This is a genomic window from Gynuella sunshinyii YC6258 (genome assembly GCF_000940805.1).
Lineage (GTDB): Bacteria > Pseudomonadota > Gammaproteobacteria > Pseudomonadales > Natronospirillaceae > Gynuella > Gynuella sunshinyii.
Genome location: NZ_CP007142.1, coordinates 3,653,877 through 3,667,555 on the forward strand (window position 1 = coordinate 3,653,877; position 13,679 = coordinate 3,667,555).

8 protein-coding genes and 1 pseudogene are annotated in these 13,679 nt (G+C 51.3%); 2 read left to right on the plus strand and 7 right to left on the minus strand.

Translation table 11 applies throughout. The features are described 5' to 3' along the window. Window positions 1-57: 57 nt before the first annotated feature. A complete protein-coding gene (locus YC6258_RS15730) occupies window positions 58-495 on the plus strand; it encodes a hypothetical protein (protein WP_044617819.1) in 438 nt (145 codons plus the stop codon). A gap of 51 nt (window positions 496-546) precedes the next feature. On the opposite strand, the pseudogene YC6258_RS31365 reads toward YC6258_RS15730, so the two are convergent. The 7 genes and pseudogenes from YC6258_RS31365 to YC6258_RS15765 all read right to left on the minus strand — a co-directional run. Next, window positions 547-657: pseudogene (locus tag YC6258_RS31365) on the minus strand (DUF4879 domain-containing protein); the annotation flags it as partial. Next, window positions 641-895 (minus strand): DUF4879 domain-containing protein, encoded by a 255-nt coding sequence (locus tag YC6258_RS31370; RefSeq protein WP_052830330.1) that lies wholly within the window; start codon window positions 893-895, stop codon window positions 641-643. The pseudogene YC6258_RS31365 and the gene YC6258_RS31370, both read right to left, overlap by 17 nt. Window positions 896-1,009: 114 nt before the next feature. Continuing rightward, entirely contained in the window at window positions 1,010-3,739 is a 2,730-nt protein-coding gene (locus YC6258_RS15740) for a WD40/YVTN/BNR-like repeat-containing protein (protein ID WP_082070750.1), read from the minus strand. A 255-nt stretch (window positions 3,740-3,994) separates the two neighbouring features. Next, entirely contained in the window at window positions 3,995-5,626 is a 1,632-nt protein-coding gene (locus tag YC6258_RS15745) for an RICIN domain-containing protein (RefSeq protein ID WP_044617820.1), read from the minus strand. Between the two features lie 95 nt (window positions 5,627-5,721). Next, window positions 5,722-7,878: a LamG-like jellyroll fold domain-containing protein gene (locus YC6258_RS15750; RefSeq protein ID WP_211264538.1), complete on the minus strand. Its 2,157-nt coding sequence runs from the start codon at window positions 7,876-7,878 to the stop codon at window positions 5,722-5,724. A gap of 274 nt (window positions 7,879-8,152) precedes the next feature. After that, a complete protein-coding gene (locus tag YC6258_RS15755) occupies window positions 8,153-9,793 on the minus strand; it encodes an RICIN domain-containing protein (RefSeq protein ID WP_082070751.1) in 1,641 nt (546 codons plus the stop codon). Window positions 9,794-10,561: 768 nt separating this feature from the next. Further along, entirely contained in the window at window positions 10,562-10,843 is a 282-nt protein-coding gene (locus YC6258_RS15765) for a hypothetical protein (RefSeq protein WP_044617823.1), read from the minus strand. A gap of 409 nt (window positions 10,844-11,252) precedes the next feature. Between YC6258_RS15765 and YC6258_RS15770 the strand changes: the two genes are divergently transcribed. After that, window positions 11,253-13,640, plus strand: a complete 2,388-nt coding sequence (locus YC6258_RS15770; RefSeq protein ID WP_044617824.1) for a TonB-dependent siderophore receptor — start codon at window positions 11,253-11,255, stop codon at window positions 13,638-13,640. Window positions 13,641-13,679: the final 39 nt, after the last annotated feature.

Consider the following 13,679-nt stretch of genomic DNA (forward strand, 5'->3'; position numbering starts at 1 on the left):
ATTGGTATTGCCTTTGCGATGCCTTCTTCATCTTCAACCCAACAATGAGGATGTCGTATGCAAATAGATGCGGGAGTCAATGCCAGTCAGTTGACACAAGCCATGTCGTCGGTCAATCAGGTGAAATCCAATAGCCTGGATTCCAACAGTAATGCTCAGCGCTCATCAGCAAGCAGCGTTGAGCGTCTGGATTTCAATAACATGACCCGGGAGGAAATGCGTACCTGGATCAATAACGAAATAAAGAGCGGTCAGATGGATCTTGATGACAGCAGTGCGCTGATGGCCATGACCATGAAAATGCCCGTGGCTGGTGGAGGCGAGGTCGCCGTAGAGAGTGATACCGAACGCTTTGACTTTGTCCAAAAGGCATTTGAAGGTATGGATGCAGCCCTGTCACGTCATGACCAGGCTGGCTACGAACGTCTGAGTATGGCAGTACAAACCATGCAACAGGCTCAGGGAGGTATTAGCAGCCTGGATATTCATGTCTGATTTGATAGCAGGGTGTTGTTATTGGCCTGGTGCCACCCCCCGCCGGGTGTATCAACGAGTATTGATTTGCACGCCCATGCTATTCCAAGGTGAATTGGTAGAAGTATTGCGGTATTTGAAAATGCCGTTTTGATTACCATCCAGATTAAATTCCCTCAAGAAACCAACAACCGTCTAACCGGCTGTGCAGGGCCAAGTATAGTAACCACCCGTTATACGCACACCGGGTGTTGGAGTATTGCGCCGAATTGGGCAGCAGGCTGCCGTTCATCCAGGCAAACTCACTATGGCCATAACCGATTTCCAAAACTGCTGCCCGCAGCTGACTGCCACCATAATCGCAAAGCGTGATTGACAAGCTGGCAGGATGGCAACAGACAGAGAAACGAGCTGGCAACATGAAAACAAGCTTCCTTCTGACCGATTTATTTTATGGCGTTATTGAGAGTTGCAAGGAAACAGTCGTGTGGGCAGGGTCAGAGTAATGTTACTCTGACCCTGCCGAGTCAATCTATCAGTAGTTGTAAAGAACTCCGCGTCCGGCCAGGTAAACTCGACCTGCAACGGTGTTACTTGCTGCGAGAGCTCCAATGCCGCCCCACTGGTGGGCATCATCGTTAATTCGAATCCATGTGGAACCTGCATCGTCGGACCGGTAGAGTCCAGCCACGCCACCTACTGTACCCACCAGATAGACAGCCGCAGAATAGCTTGAACCGGGCATCGGCTTGCCGAGAGCAACGCGCTGAGCACCATAAAACGTTGGGCCAGCATAGTGATTGTACCCGGCAGGCGTGGAGGCCATGGTGGTCAGCTTCGTCCAGTTCACTCCGTGATTGCCAGAGTGATACAAGTTGTCGCCATTGGCCAGCCACACATCACCTTCCTGATAGGGGTTCACCGCCAGCCAGGTGAGACCCCAGCCTTGGAAGCTTAATTCATCAAGCGTGGTGTCGGTCGATTGGGTGAAAGTTTTTCCACCGTCGGTCGAGTAGTAGAACTTACCCTTGGTATTTGACCATCTGGCACCACCGCTGTCGTACGCATAGACTTTGTTGGGATTCTTGCGGTCGGCAGCAAGGTGATATGCGCTGCTGATCGTTGTCTGCACTGGAGGCGGCAAGTTCGTTGCCGTCCAGGTGGCGCCGTTGTCGGTTGTGTAGTAGGGGACTCCATCGGAAATTGTGTTGCCATCGTTGGTCGATGGTGCCCACACCAATTTGCCCTCGGCAGTCACCGCAATGTTGGCTTCGCCTGAGCTACCTTGATTGACATTATCCCCTGCGGGAGCGAAAGGCGGCTGAGTATCGAAGGCCGTCCAGGTCACCCCTGAGTCGGTCGAATAGATGCCTACCACTGAGGTGTTTCCACCGAGGTGGGTCGCGGAGCCGATGGCAGCGATGTACGCCGGATTGGTCCATGCCATGTCAGTACCGTTACCGTTTCCAAACGAAATGTTGCCCGGTATGCTTGTGGTCGGTTTCGTATTTACGTCCGTATGAATCTGGGGCCCGACGTCCCAGTACCCGGCAGAAACGAGGTAAGAAGCACCCTCTGGAGGCGTCGTCAGGGAACGGGTTGCCAGCTCTTCGATGCCGTCCACTAACTCGGTCCAACCGGGTGTTGCGCTGGAGGCATTGGAGGTTGACCACACACCTCCGCCATGAACATGGAGAACATTGTCAGGGTTGAAAGGGTTGATTTCGATATCGTCGATCCAGCCAATCGAAGTATTACTCCCATCGCCAATGACTGCCCAGTTCTCACCAGCGTCTTGAGAGTAGTACACCCCCGGGGAGGAGCCATACCAAGTGTTAGTTGCTCCCAGGGCAATCGTTGTGGTTGCGCCTGAACCGTAGACGGAAAGCCCCCCCAGGCCTGCTTGTGTCCAGGGCCCGATCATCAGAGGAGAACTCCAGTTCGTGCTACCGTCAAAGCTATAGAGCCAAGCCGGACCGCCTGCTCCGGGTCCAGTGTCCCTTGTGAATACCACGTAGAATTTTCGATTCGCTGTTGTGTCCATGTCGCGAACAAAATGGGGAATGTGGGGTTTGATCGGAGTGGTCTGTATTGTGTCGGTAAAGGTTGTGACAAGAGAGGGAATATCAATCCCCGTCCAGGTCATGCCTCCATCAGTTGATTTATACATGTAGTAAGCCAACCCCGCCATCGCCATATAATCTGGCGCGACCGTGACGTAGATGGTTTGGGTTGCGATTCCCGAAGAAACAAAATCTGAGGGGGGAACCGCCGTGTCAAAGACCACACCCTCAATACCAATAGGGCTGTTGCTGACGCTGCCAATATCCGTTGGAGTCATCTTATAGTCAGACAAGCTGGTCACCTGATCCCACGTCGCCCCGCTGTCTGTGCTTTTCCAAAGCCCCTGCGAGCGAGTGGCATAGAAGAGCACCGAAGGTTCGTTGGGATCAACCTTAAGTCTTTCGCCAATCGCTCGACCAGCGTTGTTTCCTCCTGCAGGGAACGGCAGGTCCACATAGGTCCAGGTGTTTCCCTTGTCCGATGATGTATAAAGCCGTGCGTTGCCACTGTTCACATACATTCCGCCGACGAGATACACCTTGTTGGCGTCGGTTGGATCAAGCGCGATACTCTCGACTCCCTGAAACCGCCCTTCGTCGAATCCGAACATATCAGTGATGGGGATCCATTTTGTATTGGTGCTATCCCACCGATAAGCGCCGGCAACGTCGGTTCGCGCATACAAAACATTGGGTTCTGTCGGATGAAAGACGAGGCCAGGAACATACCCGCCGCCGCCGAACTTGATATTGGCCCAATTGATGACAGATACCGCAGATTCAACTGTAAAGCTCACGGTGCTGGTGGTGCTTGCCACAACATTGTTGGCATCCTTGACCGAGAACACCACATCTGCGGCCGTGTAAGGGGTAGTAGGTGTCCCTGTCACTACGCCGGTACTTGCGTCAAGGCTCAGTCCATCAGGCAGTGTTCCAGATGTCACACTGTAGGTATACGGCGTCGCGCCATCACTGGCTGTTAAGGGCGAGAAGCTGGCCATCGCTGTACCAACCGTCAGGTCCTGTGCCGTTGTGGTGGCCGTTGCAGAGATTGAGATACTCCCGGAGGAACCATTGGTGTCGCCTGATCCAGTATTACCAGATGACGGGCTGCTTGATCCAGAGGAATCGCAGGCAGTCAACAATACCGGGGTCGAGAGCATACTTACGAGAAGTAAACTGATTAGCTTTAAATTTTTCATGAGTAAATATTGGAAATCTCAAAGTTAAGGGAAAACAATTTGGGCGCCGTCGAGGGCCTATTACCCACAATTGCCAATATAAAAATCTTATTCTGCATTTCGTTATTTTTCTTTTATCAACCTCCTGCGTACCCTATGCGCATATGAATATGCTATTTGTTCACTGATTCAGTAACCAAATAGCTAGTTTCAAAGCAGCTGAGAAGTGGCCATCCTCGGCTCGAGGATGGTAGCCTGGCTACTAAAAGCACAACGCTATTGCGGCCCGGTTTGATTAAGCAGACGTGTTGGCAACTGGTCTACATTGTCCAATGTGTAAGGGTATAAGGTGACATCACCAAAAACGTAGTCTCCAGAGTCTCGGCCATCGGTGATAGTCGATATCCCCGTGTAGCGATTACTGTCCATATCAACATCCAGGTAACCTCTTACCGATGCATTCGGTTCATTCCAATGAGGTCGAGAGGCGTCATCATAGTAGTTGCCTTCAATTTTTGCCTGGGCACCGTGGGATGCGTAGGTGCTGTAGTATGTAACTTTATGCCAATAGTTATTGTACAGATGGGCTCTGGTTCCGCTGCCACTCAATTTCGGATTACGACCACCCACCGTATCGTAGAAATTATGGTGGTAAGTCACGGTAGAGTTATCCGCGAACATAACGAATGGATGTTGATTATCACAGGATATCTCGGGCGCATGCCCGTCGAAATGGCTCCAGCTCAAGGTAACGTTTTTTGCGCTGGACATATCGACGTAGCCGTCACTGATTCTGCTGAAGCTGAGATGGTCAAGCCAGACGTGGCTAGCGTGATCGAGGTATACACCACCACCTGCTTCAATCAATCCTGGGTTAACATCTTCGATGGCAAAATTCTTCAAAATGACATTTTTGGAATAGGGCAAAACAAAGCTTAAGCCCTTGACTTTGGAACCACTGCCCAGCCCTAACACGGTTTTGTGCGATTTAACCAGAACACGCTGAGAGTTGACCGCTTTGCTGACTGTCTGGTTGGTAGTAGAGCCCAGGTCCAAGCAGGTTTGATTGCCAACAGGAAAGCGATAGGTAAATTTATTCGGATCCAGATAGGCGGGACATTGCGTCGCACAAACCTGCTTCACAATATCCGGTGTACGGCAATCTATCGTCGTATTATCAGGTATATGGACGACACGCGCGGCATCATCGCTTAACGCCTGTATCAGAGCGTCACATGATCTGACAACAGTCGGTGCCACATCACCTCCACCGGTGGTTGTTACCAATCCATCCGGCCCCGTTTGAGAAGCAAAACCATCTGGCTGGAGTTGAGCTTGCACGTCTGTAGAGCGGGTACAGTTGCCATCTACTGGATTCAAATACCAGTTTTGAAAGGCAGTAGAGATATCCGAATTCTGGTAGACAGTGCTACCTTTGTCAGCGTTTTTAACTGTCATAAGGAGTTTGGAGTAAGCTGAAGAAATCTTGAATGCTCCATTACTGGTGCTATTCAACTTCCACTTCTGATTCTGGCCCCAACCGAAACTCCATTGTTTGATGGGCGCACCATCCAGCTTTGACCACTGATAGACGTCCAGAGACTTGTCACTGTGAACGGCGCGAATGGACCAGTTGCCGCTACCTATATCTACCAGTTTCCACTGTTGGTTGGGCGCGTTCTTGTCAGGCCATTGGATGATACCAGCCCCGTCATTCCTGGACTTTCCTGAAACGTCGAGTGCCAGGCCACTGCCTTCATTAATGATGGTGTATGTGTGACCGCTAACAGGCATGTCGATGCAGTTGCCAGCCTGTACAACAGACGACACCAATACACCTATGGCGGCTATAGCATTGCGTACTCCAATGCTAGTGATCCATCTACCCGGTGAGGTGGATTTTTCCATAAGTTTTTTACCTTAATTAAGCTATGTTGATGTGAATTAAAAAATTTAGCAGTGGCCGAGAGTGGGTATCACCCGGTTCAAGGGCCACTCCATCTTCATAACGCCAGCGCGGCGATCTGAGCATCGTCCAGCGCACCACTGTAGAGGCGAAAATCCTGCAAAAAGCCATTGTATTTGGGGTCGGAAGAGTATTGGGACCGACCGAGCCAGTTCTGTCTGGTATACCCCATCTGGAAGGGCGCGAATTTGATAGAGTCGTCGGTGGCCACCTGTGAGCCGTTGACATAGAGCCTGCCGTACTCACCCGACAAGGTGATGGCGATATGCACCCATTGGTCGGTAGGCAGGGCGGAGTAATAGTAGATGCAGCGTTCTCCCCAGAAGCGCGTGCCGGTGATAGCGAAACGTATGCGATCGGATTCGAGAATGAGCGCAGCATAGACGATGTCGCTGGTGCCGAAATCGAAAATACGCTGGTTTTTGGAGCCACCTTGCCAGTTGACCCAGGCACAGATGGTAAAATCGCTAATGTCGGTGAGGATGCCGTCGGGTAGCGACAGATAACCACTTTCGCCGTCGAGCCGCAGCGCCTGGGTGCCAGCAATCCGCCCATCGCCCCAGCTCGCGCCACCATTCAGGGTGGCGTGGCGAGCATCACCGCTCGTGTCGTCGGACGAACCGTCGAGAGGCAGTATCATGCAGGCCTTGAATGGCAGGGCCATGCGGACAACGTTCGAAATGTCGGTTTCACCGTTCGGCGTTATGCCCGTTATGCTGTAAAACCAGATACCATCTCCGGGAGCATCAGTATAGGTGCGCGGATCGGTGACATTGGCGATGGTGTCAAAGGGACCGAGCGCCGAAGTTCCACGCTTGACATTGTAGCTAGTGGCGTAGGCACTGCCCCACCAGGAGAGCAGAACTTGCCCATTACTGAGGACACCGCTCAAACCACTGGGCGGAATGTCGCCGGGGAATGGTTCCCGTGACATAGTCAGGGTACCGAAACTCGGTTCATCACCACCTCTATCACGCCATTCGGGCCGTACCCTGGCAGCCATCGCACTCGCCCAGGGCGCCGAAAGGCCTTTGCGGTTCACATAGTGGTTGTAGATGATCTCCCATCCTGGGCGCAGGCTCGGCCTGCCACCGCCCGAAACCCCTGTGGATGTACCGTGCCGGTTAGAATAGGGTGCATAGGGTAAGGTGGGATAGTCGCCATTGTAGTCGCTCAGATTGGAGGCTGCGACGTATTCAGCACCGGCGAGGACGCGGTTGTTCCAGTAGCCGTACAGATCCACGCCCTGGTTCCAGGCCATTTCGCATAGCGAGGCGATCAGCGAGATACCAAGGGAACTGTGGCCCTGGTCGCGTCCGCTCTCCTGCCACTGACCAAGATATCCAGGATGTGTCATGTAGACGATGTGAGCGGCCGCGCCATTGCCGCGGCCATTGAGAAAATAGTCGAGTGCCTTGTTGCAGAAGTCCAATCGGTCGCAGAACACCCCAATCGCAAAAATACTGCAGATGTTACATAGATCCCAGTTGGCCCAGTAGTTGGTGATATCGGATCCAGACATAGCGTATTCCGTACCGTTGTGTTCGGCCAGGAAGAGACTGGAGAGAGGGTAGAAGACCGTGCTAAGCAGATTCTGGAAGGCAGCAATATCGTCGCTAGCCCATCCAGAATAGGTGCGCATGATTTCCGCAGCGTTGGCCCACTGGTAGCCGTAGATACCCGCAGCGAGAAAGCGATCGGCGTTGCCGGTCAGCGTGGTCATGGTCGCAGACCATTCGTTGAGGAACCAGACCGCCAAATCGGCATATCGGGTATCGCCAGTGACTTTCCAGCACAAGGCGATCTGGTAGGTTGATTCCATGTCGAATTTCATGGTTCCCAGGCCGGTATTATCGCTGCCGCGACTAACGGTCACCTGCGGATTTGGAGCACGGCCCAGGCTAGTATAGTCGTAGTCGTTCAGCTGGGCCCAACCGGAGAGCCACGGTTCTTCATGGGCTTCGACCTTTTCCCGCATCCGGGTAAAGTCGGCCTCGGTGTGCAGCAAGCCGGGATGGCGGACTGTGTTCATTGTCAGCGATGTATCCATCGTCAGCACTGTCTTATCGGAAACGTTATAAGACTGGCTGACCGATTCGTTGGCTTTAATACGGCAGGCACTGAGGCTGGGAAGAAATATCGCGGCGGCCAGTCCTTGAATCAGGCGCCGTCGCGCCTTGTTATCAAGCGACATGAGTGACTCGACTTGCGTTTGCAGAGAAGGAAGCGTGTTCATGCAGATATTGTTTTCTCTTAATAAATGGTTACTGAATAACCTAACCGTGATTAGGCTTAGCGGGATTGGTTGAGTCAATCGCTGGCCACTGCGTCATCTATGGCGATATCGAGAGGTTAAGCTCTAGGAGCTTCCATCCGTATAATTCACGCCTGATTCTGTGTGTTGCCAGCAAGCTACAAGCTAGCCCGACATGGTCTGAATTAGTCATGCCGGGCATGAGGATTGTCTGTCAGCGGATTGGTGTACCACCCGACTTCCAGTAGTTGATCGTCTTCCAGATCAAATTGCCGCCATCGGTCTCCGGCGAGGTCGTCTGATCACTGCCTGCACCGAACAGCAGGGCGACGATGTGCGCATCCGCGACCTGGTCCATGTGAGAGAAGAAATAGTCCACCTTATCGTCCTGATAGTGCTGGTAAGTGTTGTTTTGTGACCAGTTGCCCACCGGGATCTGCCACAGCACCATGGGCTTGCCGACGGTCTCGGTGAGGCTTTTGTAGAAAGCCAGAGCATCGGCTCCCTTCTGTTCATCCCACCAATACCCGTTATTGTTTTTCTTAGTGGCATACCATCCCGCATCGCGGTCTGCGACATCGCCGACCATGAAATCGGCACCTGTCGTGATATCTTTCAAAAATTGGCGGCAACCTTCTGGGTCGGTCTGGTAGTCAAAGCAGGAAGCATGAAACCCTATTCCTGTGTTGGGCGCATATTTGCGTGCCATCGAAATCAGGCAGCGGGCGAGACCGGCGGCGCTGTTTTCCTGCGCTGCACAATCGGTCGGGTTGGCGGCGGTAACCTGCGCCGGGATCTGATGTGGATTGCCGAGTGACTTCACATAACCCCAGAAGTCGGGCTCAAGATCAATCATATTGTGCGCATTCCCGATCTTCTGAAGGAAAAAGCGATAGTCATTCATATATTGCGTGAGAAGGTCCCGCTGATTGATGGCCGCTACCTCGCCAGGACCATCGCCAAAACCTGCAAGATCGCCGAGATCCCGCAAAGAGTACCATGTCCAGAAGAAAATCTGCGGGCGCGATACCCCCTGCCAGGTGGCCTTAGTCACTTGCTCGTTCCACCATGTCACGTAATACCCCGGCGGGGTGGTATTGCCCGGCCAGCAGCCCCACCATCCACTTTCCACTGCCGCGTCAGAGCAAATCGAATCTGTATAGTAGGTCGACGAAGCAGCCGGTTTGCTATGCACGTAGGCATAGCGGACGTCGAACGGCGCGGCTGCTGCCGTCTCGTCTGACAACAGTCCACCAATTAACACCTTGTTGCTGCCGCTGAAGGTCGGGTTGCTGCAGTTGCCATCCACTGGATTGAAATACCAATGCTGGAAAGCAGATGAGTCATCCGAGTGCTGGTAGATGGTGGCACCCTTGTTACTGTTTCCAACCGTCATAAGAAGCTTAGAGTAAGCGGAAGAAATCTTGAATGTTCCGTTATTGGCGCTGCTCAGCGTCCACTGCTGATTCGCGCCGTAACCGAAGGTCCATTGCTTGATGGCGCCACGTTCTTCACCTTCTTCGTTTGACCAGCCATAAACGTCCAGAGACTTGTCACTATGAACTGGACGGATGGACCAGCTACCATTGCCTAGATCTGTCATGTTCCATTGTTGATTTGTGGCTCCCTCCTTGCCTGGCCACTGGATGACTTCAGCCCCGTCTTCCCGGGACTTTCCTGAAACGTCAAGAACCAAACCACTTCCTTCATTAACGATGGTATATGTGTTACCACTGACAGGCGTTGCCGAGCAGTTTGATGCGTATGCGGGAGTTTGTATCACCAAACTTGAAGCTAATAAAAAAAAGTTACCCAAAAGTATTACTTTCGATTTATTTTTGTTGGAACTACTCATCCGGGTTTTTACCTCTTTCTGATCAAACCTTCCTTGGGCAATATCTCCTTAATTCTGAACACGAAAGTTCTGGAAACGAACCCTACTCGATAGTCACATTTATTTTTAGTAAAAAATATGAAAAATGTGAAAAATGTGAAAAAGTTTGCATAGATGGTGCTCAAGAGGTCGCAGCATCGATAAATTAGCTGTAGTGAACCGCCCCGGTTTACCGGAGAGACTCTAAACCTTGCGAGGGGAGTTATGAGCAAGGCGAGTGTCGTACTCCCGGGAAGTCTATGAAGTGGTACGCTTGGTCATTGAGCAGCAAGGGGAATACCTCTCGCTGTGGACGGCCATCTGTTCATCGCATTGTACTTGGGGTGCAGGTACAAAAAGGCTCGGCGCCCTCAAGGAGGTACCGATGCACTACCTTCTAGAACGGGACCGGTTCATAGAGCCGGAGCGGGAGAACAAGGAGCCGTGTGCCTGGCCAGTTGAGGCTTTGGCCGCAGTAGACACGGTCTTACACCGACGTCGGAAATCGGGCGTGTCCGGGAAGAAAACCTCCGAATGGAGGGAGGATCACTGCGTTCGTGACCAAGTGATTGTACTAGGTGCATCTTGCGTTGCTGATGACGCAGGTTCCCCGCTTCAAGATCTACCAAATACAGGTGGGATCTTGTCGCTAGCGTGAGAGTGTGTCGGGTACCTCCCTTAGCCGCATGTCCATGCCCTCTAGTCGACAGGCTTTCGCAATCTCGTCGTCGCAATCCATTTAAAACCCATTCATTGAGCCTGTCTGTTTGAAGTTCCCCCACCCAAATTCCAGATGCGTTTTGTCTGTGGATTTCGCAGCGACACTTCGATAAAGCCGGCGGTATGCAATAGCTGTAGCAGGTCATCCAGGGCGTGCGTGTCAAACCATTTCAGGCAATGCCATACCAACAGGTGTATTTCCAGAGAGTTTTCAGGATGGTGGTTAAGTCTGTTGGGATGGACAGGAGTCTCGCCAATCTGTCCCCAGCCCAGCGCGATGCCTCCGAACACCGAGCCAGTTGATAATCCCACGCATTGATTCAGTCCAGACGGGTTCCACCGGACACAATTGGCTTAGGGTAGACGCGCCCGTGCAGGTAGCGCTGTAGCGTATCCGTGGTGCTGACCTTCGCCATTGCCATTCGACTCCGAGGGGGGATTGCCTCAGTCACGCTATTCAGGGGTTTTATATCTTTCAAGGAGGATATGGAGAGCATGACACCAGTATCACAACAGATAAATATGAATAAAAAACAAGTAGGTCGTACACGAAATGAAGAGTTTCACAGTTTTACGGCCATGTTTCATGCTGGCATTGCTTTATTTTGATAATAGTTATCATTCATAATTAAATTGCAAATAAATATGATAATTATTATCATTTTTTACAAGAAATGACGCTCTCGCCCTATCCACAAAAACTAATAGGTTTATTTTCCATATGAATAAAACTCTGCTGGCAGCAGCCATCGCTCAAGAAGTGCGACGTGCCATGCACGTGCTTTGTGCCGCATCCATTATGATGCTTCCGGTATACAGTTTGTCCGAAGAAACAACAGATGAGCAGGGCAATGCGGATGAATCGGCACCTCAACAGTTAAAGACTTTACGTATACAAGGTACCCGGCTGAATCGCTATCAGTTTGACGAAGCCAACTCTGCAACCGGGTTTAATATCGATGTGGATGAACTGCCGCGTTCGGTGCAGGTATTGCCTGAACAGATCATTCAGGATCAAAAAGCAGACACTCTGGAGGATGTGCTGCAGAACGTCGCAGCGATTACCAGGGCACATGGTTTTGGTGGTACTGAAAGTCAGGTCAATATTCGTGGATTTGCCAACAGTTATTTGTTTGTGGATGGCAATCCGGTCAGCAACCGTTTCAATGTGGATGTGGCCACGATTGAACGGGTGGAGGTAATTTTAGGGCCAGCCTCTGTTCTGCATGGTCAGGTCAGTCCCGGCGGATTGATCAACATCGTAACCAAAAAGCCTCAGGCCGAACGCGCCAACAATGTGCAGCTGGATCTGGATCAATATGGCCAGAGAAAAATCTCCGCCGACAGCACAGGTTCCGTCACCGATTCCATTCAGTATCGTGTCATTATTGCCCGGGAGGATTCCGATTCATTTCGTGAAGTGCAAACCGAAGATGGTAAAACCAGTGCCACTCGGGAAACCCTGACCATTGCTCCTTCGATCAGCTTCACTCCTAATCTGGATAACACTATCACCCTGAGTTACCTGTATTCCGAACAAAGCCTGCCGATCGATCGCGGTAGCGTGGCGGTGGCCGATGAAAACGGTGATATCAGCATTGCAGATATTCCAGTCGAGCGCCGCCTCGGTAGCAAATATGATGATCGTGATAGCACAGAGCACAAAATTCAGCTGGATTTTGATCACACGTTTATGAGTGGCTGGAAGAACAAACTGAAAACCGGTTACTACCAGAAAGAATTTGAAGATTATCAGGCGCGCCCTTATCGCGGACTGAGCGACAGCTGGACCGGTGGTACCGGCACGGTGGATTTGTCCGATCTGGCAACATTGAGTTCATTTACCAATTCATTGCAGGGCTCTTCAGTGCAGTCCAACGGACTGTTGGTGCGAACCGCTGACTCCAATCTGGATGTCACCGAAAGCAATATGTTTGTTTCCAACAGCCTCAGCGGTGATTATCGGATTGCCGGTATTCAGAATACGTTGTATTTCGGCGGTAACATCAATCAGCGTAAGGTTGATCATTCTGACGGTTTTGCCCTGCAGGATATATCCAATATCTTTGGTGCCGGCGTATATGCGCCAGTGTTTGACGTGATCGATATTTACAGCGACAGCAATCCATCCTACAGCAAAGCAGATCAAACTGTAGTCAGCAAAAACAGCGCTGAATATCTGGAAATAGGGTTGTCACTGCAAAATATGGCGCAATTAACGGATCGTCTGAATCTGTTGACAGGTGTCCGTTATGACCGCTTTGAAATTGATCGTAATGACACAATTTATTATCAGCAGCAAGATAACGGAACATTTGTCAAACTGGAGGATCCGGAAAAGGTCAAACTGAGCGGTTCCAACGAAAATTTCAGCGGCCAGGCGGGTCTGATGTATGACCTGACTAAAACGGTTTCTGTGTATGGCTCCTGGGCAGAGTCGTTTACGCCAAACTACCCGGATGTCACCGCCGGTCAGGTGACCGGCGATGATAATATGGATCCGGAAGAAGCCACTCAATATGAAGTGGGGATCAAGTCCAGTCTGTTGGATGACAAGTTGCGTCTTGGGTTGTCGTTGTATCAGCTGGAACGCTATCACGTAATGACCTTTGAAAACCTGGAAGCCAGATTGAACGGCAAAGAAGAAACCAAAGGGCTTGAACTGACATCCACCATGCAGTTTGTACCAGGGCTCAATGTACTGGCCAGCTACACCAAAATTGACTCTGAAATTGTTGATGACAATGATGACAGCGTCGACCGGGAAGGAAATCGCCCTTATGGTGTGCCTACTGACAAGCTGCGTTTATGGGGCTCTTACGAGTTCCAGAATGGCAGATTCAAGAGTCTGGGCTTTGGGCTTGGCATGGAGTATGTCAGTGACCGTTATGGTGACGACGATAATAGCTTTAAGTTGCCGGCGTATACGGTATTCGACATGTCCTCCTGGTACCATATTCCATTTGGTAAGGATGATCAGCTTAGAATACAAGCCGGCGTAAAAAATCTGACCGATGAGACGTATTACACTGCAAACCTGGGTAATGCTTACCGCATCAACGTCGGTAGTCCACGAACATTTTATGTATCGGCCAGCGTCGACTTTTAACACGAACACTGGCTAAAAATTAAAGAAGGGTGGCTCTAT

Excerpts from the sequence above, each read along its gene's own strand:
- YC6258_RS31370 (WP_052830330.1), bottom strand. The coding sequence starts at position 895 with ATGTTGCCAGCTCGTTTCTCTGTCTGTTGCCATCCTGCCAGCTTGTCA.
- YC6258_RS15755 (WP_082070751.1), bottom strand. The coding sequence starts at position 9,793 with ATGAGTAGTTCCAACAAAAATAAATCGAAAGTAATACTTTTGGGTAAC.
- YC6258_RS15730 (WP_044617819.1), top strand. The coding sequence starts at position 58 with ATGCAAATAGATGCGGGAGTCAATGCCAGTCAGTTGACACAAGCCATG.
- YC6258_RS15750 (WP_211264538.1), bottom strand. The coding sequence starts at position 7,878 with ATGTCGCTTGATAACAAGGCGCGACGGCGCCTGATTCAAGGACTGGCC.
- YC6258_RS15740 (WP_082070750.1), bottom strand. The coding sequence starts at position 3,739 with ATGAAAAATTTAAAGCTAATCAGTTTACTTCTCGTAAGTATGCTCTCG.
- YC6258_RS15745 (WP_044617820.1), bottom strand. The coding sequence starts at position 5,626 with ATGGAAAAATCCACCTCACCGGGTAGATGGATCACTAGCATTGGAGTA.
- YC6258_RS15770 (WP_044617824.1), top strand. The coding sequence starts at position 11,253 with ATGAATAAAACTCTGCTGGCAGCAGCCATCGCTCAAGAAGTGCGACGT.